The sequence below is a fragment of the Terasakiispira papahanaumokuakeensis genome (genome assembly GCF_001709345.1).
In the GTDB taxonomy this organism is placed as follows: domain Bacteria; phylum Pseudomonadota; class Gammaproteobacteria; order Pseudomonadales; family Halomonadaceae; genus Terasakiispira; species Terasakiispira papahanaumokuakeensis.
The window spans coordinates 3,599,224-3,618,274 of the sequence record NZ_MDTQ01000001.1; the positions used below are offsets into that span (position 1 = coordinate 3,599,224).

A 19,051-nucleotide genomic window follows, 5' to 3' on the forward strand; every position below is an offset into this window, starting at 1 on the left:
ACCCAAGTCGCAATCAGTCTCACACAACGGCACCATGAAAGCGTAAAATCAACGCTTAGCATGCCACTGACTGTCCATCGATAACTATTCCGATCATAACTGAGGTGCTTGATGGGTCTATATATTCTATTGATCTTTATCAGTTGCGCATTTTATGTGCAGCATCGGGGGCGAGTGCAGCACCACAAACTCAGTCGCAAGCTCACCGACCACGCCAATGTCCTGGCCCCGCTGAACTGCTTGTATTACGCCTTTTCCAAAATACCGAACCACCCCTTTATCGACACGAACCAATTTCCAGAACTCTCCCCACTCCAGGCTCAATGGCAAACCATTCGTGATGAAGCCTTGGCACTTCATCAAGGCGCCAACATCAAAGCCTCTGATGACCTCGATGACCTCGGCTTTAACTCCTTTTTTAAAACAGGCTGGAAACGTTATTACCTGAAGTGGTATGGCGCAGACTTAAACTCAGCCCAAATCACTTGCCCAAAGACACTCGCCTTGCTCAACACCTTGCCCAATGTCAAAGGCGCCATGTTCGCCATGCTGCCCCCAGGCGCACGCTTGGTCAGACATCGAGATCCTTATGCAGGCTCACTGCGTTATCACCTTGGGCTTCAAACACCAGAATCCGATGATTGTTTTATCGAAGTCGATGGTGAGCGCTACAGTTGGCGGAACGGCGAAGCCGTGATGTTTGATGAGACTTATATTCACTATGCAGAAAACAAAACGGATCAGGATCGCATCGTACTATTTCTGGATATCGAGCGCCCGCTAAAAGCAGACTTTGTCACCACCCTCAATCGCCTCTTCTCCAAAACCATCATGGCAGCCTCGGCGACTAAAAATGTTGAAGGTGATAAGGTCGGGGCCTTAAACAAAGTCTTTGCTAACGTCTATCAAGTCAGGCAATGGGGAAAGCGAATTAAGGCTTACAATAAAACGCTGTATTACGTTCTCCAATATGGTCTCTACCTGCTCTTAATCTATTGGATTTTCTTTTAACCCACTCACCCGTTCAGATAAGGCATCACTCACGCCGGATCAGCCGGGACACACTCTTTTATCGGTATAATCATGTTTAGGAAGGATTTTCTGCTCATTTGCAGTCACCTGTTTGTACTCTTTTTGGTACAAACCATGCTCGTTGTGACCATTCCATTGGCCGCTGCACGTTTAGGGGCTTCGCCAGTGGTACTGGGTGCCTTATTAAGCCTGCCTTATGTACTCCCGCTACTGATTGCGATCCCTTTTGGCGCCTGGGTAACGCGCCATGGCAGCACCTTGGGTCTGCGGTTGGGGGCAACAGGATTTATTGCAGGAGCGGGCTGTATCCTACTACTACCTGATTATTACGGCCTGATCACCGGGCAAATGTTGATTGGTTTATCACAGTTGATGACGGTCATCGCTGGACAGACCGCCATCTCTAACCTGGGCACGGGAAAAATACTCGAACGATACTTCGCCTGGTATGCGACCTACTGCTCAATTGGACAAATGATTGGCCCCCTGATTGCCGGGGCCTTGATTGACCACTGGGGCGGGCCGGACACATCCTTTATCGCCATTTTCATCCTGACACTGGCAATGGCGATCGCCTATAAACTGCCACGTGATATCCCCGCCGGAGCGGATAAAAACAAGTTGGATCCGAAATTACTGGGCTACCAAGCCCAGATCCAGCTGGTGAAAAGTAACCGCCATGTACAGCTCTCGATCATGGTCTCCGTTGCCGCCATGTTGGCCCTGGGTGCCCATGGCAGCTTCTTACCGGTTTACTTGGAAACATTGGATTTCCCTGCCACGACGATCGGCCTTTTGATCAGCCTGCGAGCCCTCAGTGCCGTCGCCATACGTCCTTTCACTAGCCAATTGGTGAAATTGGCTCGGGGTCGCTACCGCACCATGAGTTTGACGATTCTCTTTATGGCCGCCGGTATGATTCCGTTAGGCTTTACCGAAAACCTATGGGCCTTGGCGATACTCACTATCCTGGTTGGCATGGGCACCGGCATCTCACAGCCCCTTTCAATGGTGGTATTAGCCGATGCTGTCTCCAAGGCACAAAAATCCAGCGCGATTGCGGTACGCTTGATGGCGAACCGCAGTATGCAATTTATGGCACCATTACTATTGGGATTACTGGTTGAATTCAGCCAATTTTCCATGGCTTATCTCATTGGTGGCATCATCGTGCTGCTTCACTTACTGTTTTTTCTTCACCCGCCCCAGGAATCGGATCAACCCACAGCCAAAAGCGACTAGCGACTGGCCACACCGCCATCCACCAACAGCTCAGTCCCCACAGTAAAACGAGACTCATCCGATCCCAGATAAACAGCCGCCTTGGCTAACTCCCAAGGTGAGCCCATCCGCCCGATCGGCACGAGCTGTTGAATTTCCGCTTGAAGGGCTGTCAGGGCCTCATTAGAAAGCCCCAGTTTATTGAGGGCTTCCGTCTGCGTCGGCCCAGGGCTCAACACATTCACTCGAATCCCCCGATCTTTCAGCTCAATCGACAAGGTTTTAGCTAAAGACAGCAACGCCGCTTTACTGGCGGCATAGACACTACTTTGCGGCAAACCAATATGGGCGCTGGTCGAGCCACACAAAATCACCGACGTCGATGCTGTCATCAGCGGAAGTAACGTCTGAATCCAGAAGAAAGGCCCTTTTAAGTTCACCGCCATCAACTGATCCCACTCCGCTTCACACCACTCAGCCAAAGGCTGATGCGTCACATCCCCGGCATTGGCATACACAATATCCAGCTGAGGCCACAGTGACGCAAGCTGCGCCTTCACCTGCTGAGCACTGTTTAAACAACCGGCATCACTTTGAATCGTCACTAGCTCAGGCCCCAATGTCTTTTGGGCCCACTGCAGTCGCGCTGAATCTCGCCCGGTAATGGCCACCTGTGCCCCTTCAGCCAAAAATTGCCGAGCCGTTTCTAAGCCAATCCCACTACTGCCACCTGTGATCAATGCATACTTACCCGCCAAACGTCCCATCATTCACCCTTTGACCAATCATTTGAAAATGTATTCTTGATCAAATAGTATCTTTTAGGAAGTAGACACCTTTTAGATACTAAAGAGGCTTTTACACCCTAATGCGCCCCTCCTCAGACACCGCCCAAGACCCCTGCCCCATGGTGAGCTTTGTCCAAATCATCTCGGGCAAATGGGCCATCCCCATCCTCTATCGCCTAATCGTCACCGCCAACCCCATTCGCTTCAGCGAATTACAACGGGCCGTACACCCCATTACCCAAAAAGAACTGACCAAACAACTGAGGTTGTTTGAACAACGCCACCTCGTTACACGCCGGGTTTATCCAGAAGTCCCCCCTCGTGTGGAATACCAAATCACCCCCTTGGGCCAATCCCTTAAACCTACACTCGACTCACTCGCCGACTGGATGCGACAACACCAGCATGACCTCACTACCGATGACTGAACGAAAAAAAGCAGCCACAAAGGGCTGCTTTTTGTTCGGGCTCTGGATAACCAGTTAGCACACGTCAGATCACGCTAGATGAGATCCAACAGACACACCGATTAAACATCCAGGTTAGAGACGTTGAGGGCGTTCGATTCGATGAAGTTACGACGCGGTTCAACTTCGTCGCCCATCAAGGTGTTGAACATCATGTCAGCACCGACGGCGTCGTCGATGGAGACACGTAACATGCGGCGGCTTTCCGGATCCATCGTGGTTTCCCACAGTTGATCGGGGTTCATTTCGCCCAGCCCTTTGTAGCGTTGGATGCTGAAGCCACGACGCGCTTCGTTCATCAACCAGTTGAGGGCATGTTCAAAGTCGCTGACCGGTTGTGTCCGCTCGCCCCTTTGAATGAAAGCGCCTTCGTCTAACAGGTCATTCAGAGTTGCCCCCAGTTCGACCATGCTGCGGTAGTCGGCGGAACGGAAGAAGTCGGTGCTTAGCGTGTGCTGGCTAGGCACGCCGTGAGACACCAGTTCAACAACAGGGAGATGGATACCACGTTCAGCATCTTCATCAATACGGACTTTGACCTGAATAGAAGGCTCAGCCGCTTCGACCAAGCTATCTTCAAATAGGAAAGTCCAACGACGAACCGCTTCTGGATCACGTAGTTGTTCCAGCGTCAGTGCCGGCAAGTAGCGCATACGGCGCAAGATCACACCGGGGTATACCCGCTGCAAACGGTCAATCCGACGCACCACATCACGATACTGCTTCACTAAATCGCCCAGCGCGGCACCGCTGATCGCCGGTGCGTCAGGATTAACGTAGAGGGCAGCACCATCCAGTGCAGTCTGGGTGAGATATTCTTCCAATGAAGCTTCATCTTTAATGTACTGCTCTTGCTTGCCTCGCTTAATTTTAAACAGCGGCGGCTGAGCGATGAAGATATGACCACGCTCAATCAATTCCGGCATCTGACGGAAGAAGAAGGTCAGCAGCAGCGTTCGGATGTGAGAACCATCCACGTCCGCATCGGTCATGATGATGATGGAATGGTAACGCAGTTTATCAGCATTAAATTCTTCACGGCCGATACCACAGCCTAATGCCGTGATCAGTGTGCCGACTTCAGCAGAAGACAGCATTTTATCAAAACGCGCTTTTTCAACGTTCAGGATTTTACCTTTCAAAGGCAAAATAGCCTGGGTACGGCGATCGCGCCCCTGCTTAGCAGAGCCACCGGCGGAATCACCCTCCACCAGGTAGAGTTCAGACAGGGCAGGATCTTTTTCCTGACAGTCCGCCAGTTTGCCTGGCAACCCAGCAATATCTAGAGCTCCTTTACGACGCGTCATTTCACGGGCTTTACGCGCCGCTTCACGCGCACGAGCCGCATCGATCATTTTGTTAACGATGGCTTTCGCTTCGTTAGGCTGTTCCAGCAAGTAATCCCCAAACCAGCGAGACATTTCCTGTTCGACCGCTGTCTTCACTTCTGAAGAGACCAGCTTATCTTTGGTCTGAGAGGAGAATTTAGGGTCCGGTACTTTGACAGACACAATGGCGGTCAAGCCTTCACGAGCATCATCACCAGTGGTGCTGACTTTGGCCTTTTTGGATAAGCCTTCCTGCTCAATGTAATGATTCAGCAGGCGCGTCAACGCCGCTCGGAAGCCCGCCAGGTGAGTCCCGCCATCACGCTGAGGAATGTTATTGGTATAACAGTAAATATTTTCCGAGAAACTATCATTCCACTGCATCGCCACTTCAACGGTGACGCCATCCTCTTCACGTGCTGAGGTGAAGTGGAAAATATCATTCAGCGTGGGTTTATTACTGTTGAGGTGCTCGACGAAAGCACGCAACCCGCCTTCATAATGGAAGACTTCTTCTCGACCACTGCGCTCATCTTTTAACCGAATGCGAACGCCAGAGTTGAGGAAGGAGAGCTCGCGCAAGCGCTTAGCCAAAATATCATAGCTAAATTCAATATTCGTGAAGGTTTGATCTGAGGGCTTGAAACGTACCAACGTCCCCGTCTTCTCGGTGTTGCCGATCACTTCCAGCGGATGATCCGAGACCCCATGACGGAATACGGTTTCATAGACATTACCGTTACGCCAGATAGTCAACGTCAGCTCTTCAGACAGGGCATTCACAACGGACACCCCAACCCCATGCAAGCCGCCTGAAACTTTATAGGTGTTGTCATCAAACTTACCACCGGCATGCAGCACGGTCATGATGACTTCAGCTGCCGAGATGCCTTCCTCCGGATGAATATCCACCGGCATGCCGCGGCCATCATCACTGACCGAAACACTTTCATCGGCATGAATCATCACCAGGACTTCATGGCAGTAACCCGCTAGGGCTTCATCAATAGAGTTATCGACCAGCTCAAACACCATATGGTGCAGGCCTGTACCGTCATCAGTATCGCCAATGTACATCCCCGGGCGCTTGCGCACAGCATCCAGACCGCGCAGCACCTTGATGCTGGATGAATCATAGGCTTGCGTATCACTCATTGCTCACTCCCGTCATGAACGGTTTGGCCGGGCTGATCTGCCCGTGTTCCACATGGAACCATGCCACCTCGGTATCATCTGCACCTAGGCAGTGCCTTAAAGATTCTGTTTCCACAGTCGTCATCATCACCTGCCCTGCCTGTGCTTTCAGTTGCTCACAGAATAGGGCTCGATGGTGTAAATCCAATTCCGATGGCAAATCATCCACCAGATACAGGCATCGACGCGCCACTAGTGTTTCCAACAACTGGCCTTGGGCCAGTTTCAGTGCACTCACGACTAGCTTTTGTTGACCACGCGACAGCATGTCTACTGCTGGTCGACCATAACGGGTCAATCGCAAATCCGCCCGTTGTGGCCCGGATTGAGTAAACCCCTGATCCTGATCACGTGATCGGGAGGCTTCCAACAGCGCTGCCAAAGGCGTCTGTTTATCCCACCCTCGGCTATAACCTAATTTAAGGTCGGTAATCTCAGTGAGTGCACCTAGCAACTGCTCAAAGATAGGCCTTAATGCGGTTACCAGCTGCCCACGCAATTGATCCACAGCTTCACCATGAGTGGCCAATTCGGCTTCCCACAGGCGCAATTGCAAAACATCCATTCTACCATGTCTGAGCAGGTGATTCCGTTGTTTCAACGCACGCTGAAAACGCTGCCAATGGTGAATAAATCGGGTATCGAGGTGGAAGGCGCCCCAGTCAATAAACTGACGACGCTCCCGAGGGCCACCCTCTAATAAACGGAAGGTATCCGGGTTAATCACTTGAACCGGCAATAAACGCGCTAACTCCACCAACGAATCCGGGCGACGTCCCTGCAACTGGATGCGGCTATCGTCTTCATCTCGGCGCCGCTCAAATCCAACAGACCAGAGCATGCCGTCATCATGGCGAATGCGGCCATGCACAGCAAAAGCTTCAGCTTCATGCTGCATCACCGCTTTTAAGCGATGGGTTCGAAAAGAGCGGCCAAGTGATAGCAAATGGATCGCTTCCAACAGACTGGTTTTGCCACTGCCATTAGCACCACTGAGGACATTCAATCGCGGCCCCGGTTGCAAGCGCACCTGTTGCAGGTTACGCAACCGCTTAATATCCAACTGCTCAAGACTCATCGGATCAACCGCTCATACGATAAGCCTTTTTGCGCGACCCCTAATACCCGCGCAAAAAGGCTTCCCAATGGAAGCCTTCTGCCATACATGATGAGCAACACGTAAAACGGCAAACTCAAAGCCGCATCGGCATCACAACATAGAGGGCATCGGGTTGCTCAGCCGCTTCAATCAAAGCACTGCTATTGGCATCGAACAATGTCATCACGACCTGCTCTGAAACCCCCATATTGTCCAGAACATCTTTGAGATAAGTGAAGTTAAAGCCCATCTCCAGTGAGTCACCTTCATATGACACGGGCAACGACTCTTCAGCTTCTTCATGCTCCGGGTTATTCGCCATCACCGTGACTTGGCCGGATTGCAACAACAAGCGAATTCCGCGATATTTCTCGTTAGAGAGAATCGCGGTACGGTTGAGGACTTCTCGCAATGGCATGCGATCGCAGATAACCCGCTTATTGCCATTACGGGGAATCACTCGATCATAATCTGGAAATTGACCTTCGACTTGTTTGGAGGTGAAAACATAGCCCTCGGTACGCAGCTGCACATGGTTTTCACCAAACACCAACGTCGTGGGTGCATCGCTGTCATCGGCTAACAGCTTTTGCAGCTCGCCAATACCTTTATTGGGGATAATCATGCGCGTACGTGGCAAATCTGCCGGCGCTTCCACTGTCGCATCGGATAGTGCCAGTCGGTGGCCATCGGTCGCGACAGTACGTAAACGCCCCGCCTCTAGCTCAAACAGCATGCCGTTCAGGTAATAGCGAACATCTTGAAAGCCCATGGCAAATGCAACACGGTCAATCACCCGGCGCAGTACCTGTTGAGGCAGCGTGATTTCTTGTTTCACACTGCCGGCTTCAATAAAAGGAAATTCCTGCGCGGGCAGTGTTGTCAGCGTAAATCGACTGGCCCCAGATCGGACGACCATTCGGTTCTCTTCCAAGCTGAACTCGATATGCGTGCCCTTGGGCAGGGATTTACAAATATCGGTCAACTTACGAGCGGGGACCGTCACACGTCCGGGGACTTCCAGCGATTCCAGCGCTAATGCCGCCTTCATTTCCACTTCCAAATCCAGCCCCGTCAGGGTCAAGGTGCCATTCTCAGCCACCAGCTGCATATGGGTCAGAATTGGTAATGTTGAACGTCGCTCAATGGCGTTATTCACCAATGACATAGGACGAATCAACTGTTCACGGGCTACAGTAAATTTCATGGGTGCAAACCTTATCGTCGATTCAAGACAGGAGATCAGCTGGTCAAATGACGCAACAGGTTTTTCCAGTCCTCACGAATATCCGCACTCTCCTCCTGCAGCTCACGAATCTTGCGGCAGGCATGAAGTACAGTGGTATGGTCACGGCCACCAAAAGCATCACCAATTTCAGGTAAAGAGTGATTGGTAAGCTCTTTCGCCAGTGCCATAGCCATTTGCCGAGGGCGGGCAACTGATCGAGAACGGCGTTTAGAGAGAATATCCGCGACCTTAATTTTGTAATACTCAGCAACAGTGCGTTGAATGTTATCCACACCGACCTGTTTTTCCTGCACGGCAAACAGATCTTTCAGAGAATCACGGACCAACTCATTGGTAATCGGCATACCCTTGAAGTTGGAATCCGCAATCACTCGATTCAACGCGCCTTCTAAATCACGCACATGAGAGCGGATCTTTTGGGCAATAAAAAAGGCGACATCTTGAGGAAGATCGACCCCGACCATATCTGCTTTTTTCATCAAAATCGCGACTCGGGTTTCCAACTCAGGCGGTTCAATCGCCACCGTCAAGCCCCAACCAAAACGCGATTTAAGTCGCTCTTCTACCCCAATCTCTTTGGGGAAGCGATCCGAAGTCAGAATAATTTGTTGGCCGCCTTCCAATAGCGCATTAAAGGTGTGGAAAAATTCTTCCTGAGAGCGATCTTTGCCGACAAAGAACTGGATGTCATCAATTAATAAAGCATCTAAGCCTCGGTAATAGCGTTTGAACTCATTAATGGCATTCAACTGCAAAGCTTTCACCATATCTTGCACAAAGCGTTCAGAGTTCAGGTAGACCACCTTGGCATTAGGATTCTGCTTCAGGATCTGATTACCAACAGCATGCATCAAGTGAGTTTTACCCAACCCAACACCGCCATAGATAAAGAGTGGGTTGTAAGCCCCTCCCGGATTCTCTGCGACCTGTCGCGAAGCCGCTCGAGCCAACTGGTTTGATTTACCTTCAACAAAGGTATCGAAAGTATGTTGGCCGTTTAAAGTCGAATTATGTTTAATCGCCCCTTCAACCTGAACCGGACGCTCTTCACGACTGGTTGACGGCTCTCGACTATCTCGTCCTCGAGGCTCAGTAGGTATATCAGAGGCCACGGGCTGTGCGGCCAAAGAAGGCGCAGGTTGTCCAATTTCACCAGCCATTTTATGCATGACATCGCGATAATCTTCTGGCGCACTGGCAGAAGGTGTCGGAGAACTTGGTTCAGCCGGAGGTGCCGGTGGCGTAACCGGTGCCCGAGGCTGTCGGTTACCCACACCGAGCTTAAGCTGAAGGGGTTGATCCCCGCCCAGCTCTTTAAGTAACTCACGAATACGCGGTGCGTATTTATCGGCAACCCACTGCATCACAAAACGGTTCGGTGCCAACAATACAAGTTGTTGACCTTCCAATTCTGCCTGCAAAGGCCTGACCCAAGTATTGAACTGCTGTTCGGGCAGTTCATCCTGCAAGTAGGCGGTACAGCGGTTCCATAGATCGACTGACGTCACATCAAGGCTCCTGAATTTAACCGGCTCATTCTACGTGACCCACCCCGGCTTATCCACAGCGCACCATCACTTCCAGGTCATTTTTATTCTTAAAAAATCAATTGGGCATCACATCAGGCCTTAAAACGACGTTTTCTAAAATTTTTTTAGGGTGTGGACAACCCTATTTGAAAACCGCCTTTAGCACTGTGTATAGATAGAGGGATACCTTGAGGTGTGCATAAGTAGCTTGCTTATCCACAGCACTCCGACAGTTGCAGCACAGCCTATACGGTTGTCATCAAGAGTGTTAATAACTCTATAACATGAAGAATTCAAAGGTTTTTTCATGCTTATCCACACCAATGCAAAGCACTAGTAATAGTCATAACTAATAAGCTTTTAAACCTTTTCTTATCTATGTTTATAGTAGGTTGTGCACAAGGGGTCTGAAATACAGAAAATTGCAATTGAAGTGACGTTCAAATTGCGTTCAGTCCAGTTATTCTCTAGAATCCTCGCCCTTGCATGAGCTAATTACGCCCATTTTGGGCGTGGCTACATCAACCTCAAAGTGGGATTAGACGTCATGAAACGCACTTTTCAACCTAGTGTTCTTAAGCGTAAGCGTACTCACGGCTTTCGCGCTCGTATGGCCACCAAAAATGGCCGTAAAGTCCTGGCTCGTCGTCGTGCCAAAGGCCGTCATCGTCTGAGTGCTTGATCCCCAGTTTCGGGTGGTCTCATTCAGCTTTCCCCGGCAACGACGTTTACTCAGTGCCGGGGATTTTCGTCATGTCTTTGATCAGGCCTGCTATAAAGCCTATTGTCCTGGCTTGTTGCTGTTAGCCGCTCCGTCTCAGACGGAAGAAACCCGTTTAGGGTTTGTCATAGGTAAAAAGCATGTCCGCCTGGCGGTGAATCGTAATCGTATTAAACGAGTGGTTCGGGATTCTTTCCGTCACCATCAACATGATTTACCTCCTTTGGATATTATTGTGTTAGCTGTGAAAGGGGCTGCGAACATCGATACGCAGCAACTTCATGGTCAACTCGATAAGGCATGGCGACAGCTCTGTCGAAAAGCGCAGACAAAGTCTCACCAGGATGGTCAAGCGCCCAAGACAAGGAATCGAGCAGCCAAGCATCAGGCTTGAAGAGGCTGAACATCCCCCGATGTTCGGCCTTTTCGTGTATTACTAGACCCAGCAAAAGAGTGGCAGTCAGCCCATGGATGTGAAACGCATCGTTCTCTATCTGGCACTGGCCGTAGTGGGCTATTTGATGATAATCCAATGGAATCAGGATTATCACGAGCCCCAGGCGCCTACGAGTGCTGAAGTACAGACCGACAATGGCAGCGCGGCACAGCCTTCGGGCAGTGATGATGAGACGCTCCAGTTTGGTCAGACTCAATCGACAACAGAGCTTCAAGACAGCAGCGCAGCGGGGACTGATCAGTCCACGATTAATGTGCGGACTGACTTGTTAGATCTGAAAATTTCACCCAAAGGCGGAGATATTGTTTATGCCGCGCTGCTTGATCATAAGCTACGGGTGAATGGCGATCAGCCTTATGTATTACTGGAAAATTCCAGTAAACGTTTTTATATCCTGCAAAGTGCCCTGCAGGGGTTAGGTAACGACAAACGTCTGCAACTCAAGGCAGATAAACCCAGCTATCGTTTACAGGATGGCCAGGATACGTTGGTCGTGAACCTCTCAGGTGAGGTCAATGGGGTTAAACTGGTGAAGCGATTCACGTTAGTGCGTGATAGCTACCAGGTTAAAGTTGACTATCTGCTGGATAACCAGAGCGGTCAGACCATCAAGCCTAGTTTTATTGGCTTGATCAAACGAGATAACTCTGAAGATCCGAGTAAGGCTCAGGGCATGGGAATGTCGTCATTCCTGGGTGCGGCCTACTCAACCGATGAATCTCGTTACGAAAAAATCAAATTTGAGGATATCGGTAAGCAAAACTTCCAGCAAACCAGTATGGGTGGCTGGGTCGCGATGCTGCAGCACTACTTCATCAGTGCCTGGATTCCACCTCAAGATACACAAAACCTGTTCAGCACGCGTAGTGATCGCCAAGGCAACAATATTATCGGCTTTAAAACCGATAGTTCCGGTATTGCCAATGGTGATAAGGGCGAGCTGAGTGGCAAAGTCTATCTGGGACCGAAAATTCAGAGTCGTTTGGAAGCCGCTGCCCCCAACCTCGATCTAGCCGTTGATTTTGGCTGGTTGTGGTTTATTGCTCAGCCGCTATTCTGGCTCCTTGACCATATCCATGATCTTGTCGGTAACTGGGGTGTTTCCATCATCCTGTTGACGGTCATGATCAAAGCGGCTTTCTTCAAACTGTCGGCAACCGCCTATCGTTCTATGGCGAAAATGCGGGCAGTTGGACCGAAACTGCAACAGATCCGTGAACAATATGCGGATGATCGCCAGAAATTATCTCAGGCGATGATGGAGCTGTACCGTAAAGAGAAGATTAACCCCATGGGGGGCTGTTTGCCGATTCTGGTCCAGATGCCGGTCTTTATTGCCCTTTACTGGATGTTGATGGAATCGGTTGAGCTGCGCCATGCGCCCTTCATCCTGTGGATTAACGATCTTTCGGTTAAAGATCCGTTCTTTGTGCTGCCGATCCTGATGGGGATCTCGATGTTTGTGCAGCAGCTTTTGAACCCAACACCGCCCGATCCCATGCAGGCTAAAGTGATGAAGATGCTGCCGATCGTCTTCACTTTCTTCTTCCTGTGGTTCCCGGCTGGGTTGGTACTGTACTGGTTAGTGAACAACCTCTTGTCGATTTTACAGCAGTGGTTGATTACTCGAGGTATTGAAAAAGAAGGGCTCGGGCCGGACAAAAGTTAGCAAAATACGTCCTGATCTTTCTTAAGTGTCAGTAAGAGAGCCCCCTTGTACAGGGGGTTCTTTTTTATCTTATATCGACGGTGTGTCATATCGAGTCAGCGTTTAGGTTATCCACATCCCCATGCTGTTTGTTTAATATGAGGGGATGTGGATAACCTAAACCCATGAAGACATGATATTGATTTCGCGAACTGATTAGGGTGTGGATGATTTAAATCGACATAACGAAGCGAATGTCATGAACTCAGCATGAGCGCCTGAATACCCGTTTGTTTTATAGAGAGGTCTTCAATGTTAAATCAAGACACCATAGCCGCGATTGCCACACCTAGTGGACGCGGTGGAGTCGGCATTGTACGGATATCCGGGCCTCAGGCGGCCCCGATTGCTGAGCGCTTGATTGGGCGTTGTCCAAAACCTCGTTATGCGCATTATGGCCCTTTCCACAGTGCGGATGGTCAAGTACTGGATGAAGGTATTGCATTGTTTTTCCCTAATCCTCATTCCTTTACGGGAGAGGATGTGCTGGAACTGCAAGGTCATGGTGGTCCGGTAGTGATGGATCTGCTGTTAGAGGCCTGTGTGCAATGTGGGGCTCGTTTAGCGCAACCCGGGGAATTTTCTCAGCGCGCTTTTCTCAATGACAAACTGGATCTGGCCCAAGCCGAAGCGATTGCTGATCTGATCGAAGCCAGCTCTCGTCAAGCGGCTGAACATGCACTGCAGTCACTACAAGGGGCTTTTTCTCAACGCGTTGATGTCCTGGTTGAGGCTTTGGTTCAACTGCGGATGTATGTTGAAGCGGCGATTGATTTTCCAGAAGAAGAAATTGATTTTCTGGCAGATGGTCATGTGATGACACAACTGGATGCTGTGTTGGCACGCCTCGATGACGTTTTGGCTGAAGCACAGCAAGGGGCTTTGCTGCGTGACGGGATGAAAGTGGTATTGGCCGGTCGGCCGAATGCGGGTAAATCTAGTTTACTGAATGCCTTGGCCGGTGCTGAACGTGCGATTGTGACCGATATTGCAGGCACCACGCGTGATGTCCTCCGTGAGCAGATCCATATTGATGGCATGCCTCTGCATATTATTGATACGGCCGGTCTACGCGATACGGATGACCAAGTCGAGCGTATCGGGGTGGAACGGGCATGGCAGGAAATTGAACAAGCTGACCGGACGCTCTTACTGGTGGATGCCACCGATACACCGGATACCGATCCCAGTAAGCTCTGGCCCGATTTATTAGCTCGTCTTCCCCACCCCGAAAAACTAACCGTCATTCGTAATAAAATCGACTTAACCCAGGAAGCCGTTGAGTTTGATTTATCCACACCCCCGCCGGTGCTCCGGATCTCGGCACGTGAAGGACTGGGTGTGGATAAATTAAGAGAACATCTGAAATCAGTGATGGGATATCAACAGACGACGGAAGGTGGGTTTTCTGCCCGCCGCCGTCACTTGGATGCCCTACACCGCGCCCGCCAGCAATTGGAACAAGGGCGTGACCAGCTGGTCAGCATGGGCGCCGGTGAACTACTGGCTGAAGATTTACGCCAAGCGCAACAAGCACTGGATGAAATCACCGGCACCTTCACCGCCGATGACCTCCTCGGCCGCATCTTCGGCGAGTTTTGTATCGGTAAATAAGCGCTGCTAAGTTATTCGCTTGGCAGATCTTGGGCACAGTCGATCCGCAGCGCGGTGGATAGCGTCATCGCGCTTTTACCACCGACATAGGCCGCTTCGTTAACAAATAACGGGTAGACCGTGTCTTCCCCTGTCCAGGTGATGGGCGTGCCATCAAAAGATTCCATGATGACGTCACCTGGGTGAACCGGTTGGAAATCATGTTGATCGATAGCACTTGAGACGATGGCTGTGGGGCGGCCTGTGGCATCTGTTGGGAGCTCGACTTCCCCCGCATAACGAAAAGCATCATAGGTGAAGTGCAGCAATTCGTCAGAGAGGCCTTGCTGCTGATAAGCGTCGGCAAAGTCCAGAATGTGGCGTGTCATGCGCGACATCAACTCAAGCGTATGCTGCTGGAGCACTGAATGGGCTTGAGGGCCGACTTCAACAGTGACACCTTGAGAGCCAATGGTCGCTAAAAATGATTGGCGCTCTTCCGGTAAATTATCCTGGAAGAAAACAACGGCTTCGGGCATCCGCTGTTTCACATAAGCCCCCATCAAGAGGTTGAACCTATCCTGTTTTAACAGCATTAGGCAGGCGCCCATATTGCTGGTGGTGTTATGTAAATCAATAATCAGATCGGTTTTGGCGGCACCTTTGGGACCGAGCTGCTGATTCAATTGCTTGGCGAGCAATGATTCATAACCCAGCTGCTGAGGGTCCTGAAGGTCAGCTAAGCGAAAGGCTCGATTAAGATCAGACTCCAGAAAACGGACCGATTGTTGGCAAGCCCTGGGATGAGCCAGCACATAATGCAGATTGAAGTGCCAATCCGCTTGTGGGGGATATTGTTGCCACTGTTGGATCAGTTGAATACCTGAGCGTTCATTACCGTGGGTGCCGCCGACAAGCGCAATATTGTTTAACTTATTCATAGCGTGACTGAATCTTATATGATCCACAGCGACCTAGGGCCGCTGTGGTGGTTGGAGGTGTGAATAAACTGCGATAGTGAATTAACGAACAAGCTGTGATCAGGACCAGTGAGTCCATTGAGCGAACAAGATAAAGCCCCAACTGATCACATAAATGGCTGCAATAATGGGAAAGATGGTTTTAATCCACTGAGAAAAACCCACCCGTGCCAGTGCCAACATGGCTAAAGTGCCACCCGATGTTGGGATGATTAAATTAGTAATCCCATCACCCACTTGAAACGCCAAAATCATCAATTGATGGCTAATACCGACGAGATCCCCCAATGGAATTAAGATCGGCATTGTGATCAATGCCTGACCGGAACCACTGGGCACAAACAGATTGATAACGCCTTGAATCACACTGATGGTGATGGCAATCAGTGAGTGAGGCATAAACTCAAGAATATGATTCAGTGCGTGGACAATGGTGTAGATGATCTGGCCATCCTCCAAAACCACTTTGATCGAAGCGGCCAGACCAATCACTAGCGCACCACCGGTCACCTTTGAGGCGCCGGCAACCATATGTTCGACGTACTGAGCCGGTTTGATTCGGCAGATCATGGCGACCACGATCGATAAGATAATAAAGACTGCGGTGATTTCTTTGATATACCAACTGCGCCCAAGCACTTTAATACCCGCAAGATAGGAACAGCCTGCAATGACCACAATGGAGAAGAAAAAGGCCAGCATCACGGCAATATCACGACCGCCCATGCGGTAATGTTGAATCGAATGCGTGAGGGTTTCCGTGGTTTCAGACTCGGGATCATGAGGCGCGTGAGGGGCGACGAATCGTGTGATGTACCAAGCCAACAGGCTCAATGCACTGATGACAAGGGCGCAGCGTAATAAAGCCCCTGAAAAGATGGGCAGTCCTGCGATGCTTTGAGAGACGCCGACGGTATAGGGATTGATAGGAGACAGTGCAAAACCAACTCCAATCCCCCCTACAGCAATACAGGCCCCTACGATATTCGAGTAGCCCAACGCACCTGACAGCAATAAGGCGACGGGGACCAATGCAATATTATTTTCAAAGCCGACGGTAATGCCAAAAACACCATAGAGGTATGTGGCTAACCAAATCAATAGGTGGCGATTTTTTAATCCAATATGCTTAATACTGGTGCCGACGAAATTTTCGAGCGCCTTTGAATGATAAAGAATATTAAACAATCCACCGGCAATAAATACGATGAATAAATATTGAGAGGCTTGAATAAGTCCATCAGGAATCGCGACAAAAATATCGAAAATATGATTAATGATACTGCCTAATGACAGTGAGCTTTGGTCATCTGGCAGGTAATGGAATGAATCAGCAATGACGCGGTTTCGGCCATCAACGGATTCAACATCATAAGCCCCTTTGGGTAATATCCAGGTCATCACACAAGCGACAATTAGAATATAAAATATCAATACCATGGGGTCTGGGATTTTATGATACCAGCGTTTAGGGGCGGGCTCATTGGGTCTTGGTGTATGGGAAGGGTCTGAGGGATGAGATGTCATGGTGAACCTCTTTTAATTGTAATAGTTCTAATATCAATTTTTTTATGACGGCTATTATTTTTTCAAGGCATCCATTTTGATTATGGGTTAGCCCTGTTTATCTACTTTTTCATAGAAAACATATTCGAACAATGCTATTTTTTGTATTGATGTATTCATAAATGCTATGAGGTGCCTATGCAATATAAACAGTTACAGGCGTTCATGGCGTCGGTACAGAAAGGGAGCTTTTCACAAGCGGCGCAGTCATTATCAATCTCTCAGCCTTCAATTAGTAGATTAATCAAAGACTTACAAGAAGATCTTGGGTTTGAGCTATTTAAGAAGAATAAGGGGAGGATGATCCCAACACCAGAAGGCATGGCCTTCTATGATGAAGTCAGATCTGTATTCAATGGTATTCATCATCTAGAAAAATTTGCAGAAAATTTACGCTATAGCACTCACGGTAGCTTAACAATAGGCGCGACACCTGCACTCGCAACGTTGCTGACACCGAGGTTAATTCAACACTTTATTCAACAGTACCCCAAAGTTCATATTAACTTATGGGTGGATAGTGTCGATCATTTAACCCAAGGATTAGCCCAATCAAAATATGATTTAATTATTACGAATAAGATGGATGTAGCGAGCGATTTTATTGAAGAGCCTTTACTTTCCACTTCGTGGGTCTGTGTGCTTCCGCGATCACACCGTTTAGCTCACCAAGAGGTGGTCACTCCAAATGACTTACAAGGTGAAAACCTATTATCGCTTGTTGATGAAGACGGTTTGGAATGGCACCGGCATAAGCAATTAATTAAATCATTTGATTTGCACGTCAATGAACAGTTTTCAACACAAAGAGCGATGTCGGGCTATGGCATGGTGGCAGCGGGTTTATGTATTGCAATTCTTGATCCTTTAAATGTCGATCTCTGGCAAGGACTGGATATTGTAGTGAAACCTTTTCGCCCTGTGGTGCAGTATGATTACTCCATTTACTATCTCAAAAATCGAGTTCGAAGTGAGTTATCCCGAGCCTTTTCTCTGACGGCTAAAAAAATGATTGAGCGGGATCCTTTGATGCATCGAGATGATATTCGCTGACCCAATATCGGCTCCCCTGGATGTGCCTATTCATGGGTAGCCTTCGCATTAATTGTTATGTTATAACATTGTTTTTGTGTTGGGTGAGTGAGCATGGATTTAATAGATGTGGCGCGTCATCAGCCGGAGTGGGGTGGCGTTTTAGCGCAAGTCGGTATGGACAAGATTGCGCTGCCTGTTGTTTTGGAGGGTCAGTCGATTGTGGCCAATGTTGATATTGGTGTCAGCCTGGATGATGCGGAACAACGTGGCATTCATATGTCACGTCTATATCAATCAATACAAGCCGTTGCGGGGATGGAATTAACGCCTGAAGTGTTGAAGCAGGTCTTGAGCCAATGTTTACAGGCCCATGAGACGATATCGTCAAAGGCGTCTATTCGTATCTCTGGAGAAATCCCTTTGGAGCGTTCTGCGCTGATCAGTGATTTTAAGGGGTGGAAGACTTATCCCTTTGAGTTATCCGCACAGTTAGATGAGCAAGGCTACCACTTGGCATTAGGGTGCCATATCGGTTATTCATCGACTTGCCCTTGCTCTGCCGCTTTAGCAAGGCAATTGATTCAAGCACGTTTCGAGAAAGACTTTGATCAAGATGAGGGGCTCTCATTTGAGCAGGTTCATCAATGGCTTGGTGCCACATCAGGCATTGTTGCGACACCTCATAGCCAGCGCAGTGATGCCCATGTCCAACTACAGCTTGATCCAGAAATCGAGCAGTGGCCTTTGCTCACCTTGATCGATCGCGTTGAAGCAACATTAGGGACTGCCCTGCAAACAGCCGTGAAGCGTGTTGATGAACAAGCTTTTGCGCTCGCGAATGGCCAAAACCTGATGTTCTGCGAAGATGCCGCACGTCGTTTAAGTGCGCTTTTAAAACCATGGCCTCAGGCCCTGACATTTGCCTTAAAAGTCATTCATGCCGAGAGCTTACATGCTCACGATGCCGTTGCGGCTCATCATGGGGTGTGTGAAGCACTCGATCGTTGATTTGAAATCATCTGATGATGAAACCGCCTCATATGAAACCGCTTGATATGAAATAGCCCGGTAGGCTTTGGCTGGG

At 49.5% G+C, this 19,051-nt stretch carries 16 protein-coding genes; 9 read left to right on the plus strand and 7 right to left on the minus strand.

From position 1 onward, the window contains the following. Nucleotides 1-111: 111 nt before the first annotated feature. Both BFW38_RS15750 and BFW38_RS15755 read left to right on the plus strand, forming a co-directional pair. Nucleotides 112-1,011 (plus strand): aspartyl/asparaginyl beta-hydroxylase domain-containing protein, encoded by a 900-nt coding sequence (locus BFW38_RS15750; RefSeq protein WP_068999749.1) that lies wholly within the window; start codon nt 112-114, stop codon nt 1,009-1,011. Between the two features lie 72 nt (nt 1,012-1,083). Next, on the plus strand, nt 1,084-2,274 hold the full coding sequence (locus tag BFW38_RS15755) for an MFS transporter (RefSeq protein ID WP_084004711.1): 1,191 nt from the start codon (nt 1,084-1,086) through the stop codon (nt 2,272-2,274). Here BFW38_RS15755 and BFW38_RS15760 read toward each other — a convergent pair. Beyond that, nucleotides 2,271-3,023 carry an SDR family oxidoreductase gene (locus BFW38_RS15760; protein ID WP_245686177.1) on the minus strand — a complete coding sequence of 251 codons (753 nt, stop codon included), beginning with the start codon at nt 3,021-3,023 and terminating at the stop codon, nt 2,271-2,273. The genes BFW38_RS15755 and BFW38_RS15760 overlap by 4 nt on opposite strands. A 98-nt stretch (nt 3,024-3,121) precedes the next feature. On the opposite strand from BFW38_RS15760, the gene BFW38_RS15765 reads away from it, so the two are divergent. After that, nucleotides 3,122-3,469, plus strand: a complete 348-nt coding sequence (locus BFW38_RS15765) for a winged helix-turn-helix transcriptional regulator (protein WP_068999750.1) — start codon at nt 3,122-3,124, stop codon at nt 3,467-3,469. A 101-nt stretch (nt 3,470-3,570) separates the two neighbouring features. Here the strand turns inward: BFW38_RS15765 and gyrB are convergent, their stop codons facing one another. From gyrB to dnaA, 4 genes are all read right to left on the minus strand, one after another. Continuing rightward, on the minus strand, nt 3,571-5,991 hold the full coding sequence (gene gyrB, locus BFW38_RS15770) for a DNA topoisomerase (ATP-hydrolyzing) subunit B (protein ID WP_068999751.1): 2,421 nt from the start codon (nt 5,989-5,991) through the stop codon (nt 3,571-3,573). Continuing rightward, nucleotides 5,984-7,108, minus strand: coding sequence for a DNA replication/repair protein RecF (recF, locus tag BFW38_RS15775; RefSeq protein ID WP_068999752.1), 1,125 nt, complete (start codon nt 7,106-7,108; stop codon nt 5,984-5,986). The genes gyrB and recF overlap by 8 nt, the downstream gene beginning before the upstream one ends. 115 nt (nt 7,109-7,223) lie before the next feature. Continuing rightward, nucleotides 7,224-8,336, minus strand: a complete 1,113-nt coding sequence (gene dnaN, locus BFW38_RS15780) for a DNA polymerase III subunit beta (protein ID WP_068999753.1) — start codon at nt 8,334-8,336, stop codon at nt 7,224-7,226. Nucleotides 8,337-8,371: 35 nt separating this feature from the next. Next, nucleotides 8,372-9,886 carry a chromosomal replication initiator protein DnaA gene (gene dnaA, locus BFW38_RS15785; RefSeq protein ID WP_068999754.1) on the minus strand — a complete coding sequence of 505 codons (1,515 nt, stop codon included), beginning with the start codon at nt 9,884-9,886 and terminating at the stop codon, nt 8,372-8,374. A 568-nt stretch (nt 9,887-10,454) separates the two neighbouring features. On the opposite strand from dnaA, the gene rpmH reads away from it, so the two are divergent. From rpmH to mnmE, 4 genes are all read left to right on the plus strand, one after another. Then, on the plus strand, nt 10,455-10,589 hold the full coding sequence (gene rpmH, locus BFW38_RS15790) for a 50S ribosomal protein L34 (RefSeq protein WP_068999755.1): 135 nt from the start codon (nt 10,455-10,457) through the stop codon (nt 10,587-10,589). Then, a complete protein-coding gene (rnpA, locus tag BFW38_RS15795; RefSeq protein ID WP_245686178.1) occupies nt 10,582-11,022 on the plus strand; it encodes a ribonuclease P protein component in 441 nt (146 codons plus the stop codon). Before rpmH ends, rnpA begins: the two co-directional genes overlap by 8 nt. A 73-nt stretch (nt 11,023-11,095) precedes the next feature. Further along, on the plus strand, nt 11,096-12,754 hold the full coding sequence (gene yidC, locus BFW38_RS15800) for a membrane protein insertase YidC (protein ID WP_068999756.1): 1,659 nt from the start codon (nt 11,096-11,098) through the stop codon (nt 12,752-12,754). Nucleotides 12,755-13,045: 291 nt separating this feature from the next. Then, nucleotides 13,046-14,407: a tRNA uridine-5-carboxymethylaminomethyl(34) synthesis GTPase MnmE gene (gene mnmE, locus BFW38_RS15805; RefSeq protein WP_068999757.1), complete on the plus strand. Its 1,362-nt coding sequence runs from the start codon at nt 13,046-13,048 to the stop codon at nt 14,405-14,407. A gap of 11 nt (nt 14,408-14,418) precedes the next feature. On the opposite strand, the gene BFW38_RS15810 is transcribed toward mnmE, so the two are convergent. Together BFW38_RS15810 and BFW38_RS15815 are read right to left on the minus strand one after the other, a co-directional pair. Further along, complete coding sequence (locus tag BFW38_RS15810) at nt 14,419-15,327, minus strand: aspartoacylase (RefSeq protein ID WP_068999758.1); 909 nt, start codon at nt 15,325-15,327, stop codon at nt 14,419-14,421. 99 nt (nt 15,328-15,426) lie between these two features. Continuing rightward, nucleotides 15,427-16,893, minus strand: coding sequence for a YfcC family protein (locus BFW38_RS15815; protein ID WP_068999759.1), 1,467 nt, complete (start codon nt 16,891-16,893; stop codon nt 15,427-15,429). A gap of 177 nt (nt 16,894-17,070) precedes the next feature. On the opposite strand from BFW38_RS15815, the gene BFW38_RS15820 reads away from it, so the two are divergent. Both BFW38_RS15820 and folE2 read left to right on the plus strand, forming a co-directional pair. After that, on the plus strand, nt 17,071-17,985 hold the full coding sequence (locus tag BFW38_RS15820; protein ID WP_068999760.1) for a LysR family transcriptional regulator: 915 nt from the start codon (nt 17,071-17,073) through the stop codon (nt 17,983-17,985). Nucleotides 17,986-18,078: 93 nt separating this feature from the next. Next, a complete protein-coding gene (folE2, locus tag BFW38_RS15825; protein ID WP_068999761.1) occupies nt 18,079-18,975 on the plus strand; it encodes a GTP cyclohydrolase FolE2 in 897 nt (298 codons plus the stop codon). Nucleotides 18,976-19,051 lie beyond the last annotated feature (76 nt).

What these genes read in the sequence shown, in the direction of transcription:
- BFW38_RS15750 (WP_068999749.1), top strand. Translation starts at nt 112, where the DNA reads ATGGGTCTATATATTCTATTGATCTTTATCAGTTGCGCATTTTATGTG.
- BFW38_RS15755 (WP_084004711.1), top strand. Translation starts at nt 1,084, where the DNA reads ATGTTTAGGAAGGATTTTCTGCTCATTTGCAGTCACCTGTTTGTACTC.
- BFW38_RS15760 (WP_245686177.1), bottom strand. Translation starts at nt 3,023, where the DNA reads ATGATGGGACGTTTGGCGGGTAAGTATGCATTGATCACAGGTGGCAGT.
- BFW38_RS15765 (WP_068999750.1), top strand. Translation starts at nt 3,122, where the DNA reads ATGCGCCCCTCCTCAGACACCGCCCAAGACCCCTGCCCCATGGTGAGC.
- gyrB (WP_068999751.1), bottom strand. Translation starts at nt 5,991, where the DNA reads ATGAGTGATACGCAAGCCTATGATTCATCCAGCATCAAGGTGCTGCGC.
- recF (WP_068999752.1), bottom strand. Translation starts at nt 7,108, where the DNA reads ATGAGTCTTGAGCAGTTGGATATTAAGCGGTTGCGTAACCTGCAACAG.
- dnaN (WP_068999753.1), bottom strand. Translation starts at nt 8,336, where the DNA reads ATGAAATTTACTGTAGCCCGTGAACAGTTGATTCGTCCTATGTCATTG.
- rpmH (WP_068999755.1), top strand. Translation starts at nt 10,455, where the DNA reads ATGAAACGCACTTTTCAACCTAGTGTTCTTAAGCGTAAGCGTACTCAC.
- yidC (WP_068999756.1), top strand. Translation starts at nt 11,096, where the DNA reads ATGGATGTGAAACGCATCGTTCTCTATCTGGCACTGGCCGTAGTGGGC.
- mnmE (WP_068999757.1), top strand. Translation starts at nt 13,046, where the DNA reads ATGTTAAATCAAGACACCATAGCCGCGATTGCCACACCTAGTGGACGC.
- BFW38_RS15810 (WP_068999758.1), bottom strand. Translation starts at nt 15,327, where the DNA reads ATGAATAAGTTAAACAATATTGCGCTTGTCGGCGGCACCCACGGTAAT.
- BFW38_RS15815 (WP_068999759.1), bottom strand. Translation starts at nt 16,893, where the DNA reads ATGACATCTCATCCCTCAGACCCTTCCCATACACCAAGACCCAATGAG.
- BFW38_RS15820 (WP_068999760.1), top strand. Translation starts at nt 17,071, where the DNA reads ATGCAATATAAACAGTTACAGGCGTTCATGGCGTCGGTACAGAAAGGG.
- folE2 (WP_068999761.1), top strand. Translation starts at nt 18,079, where the DNA reads ATGGATTTAATAGATGTGGCGCGTCATCAGCCGGAGTGGGGTGGCGTT.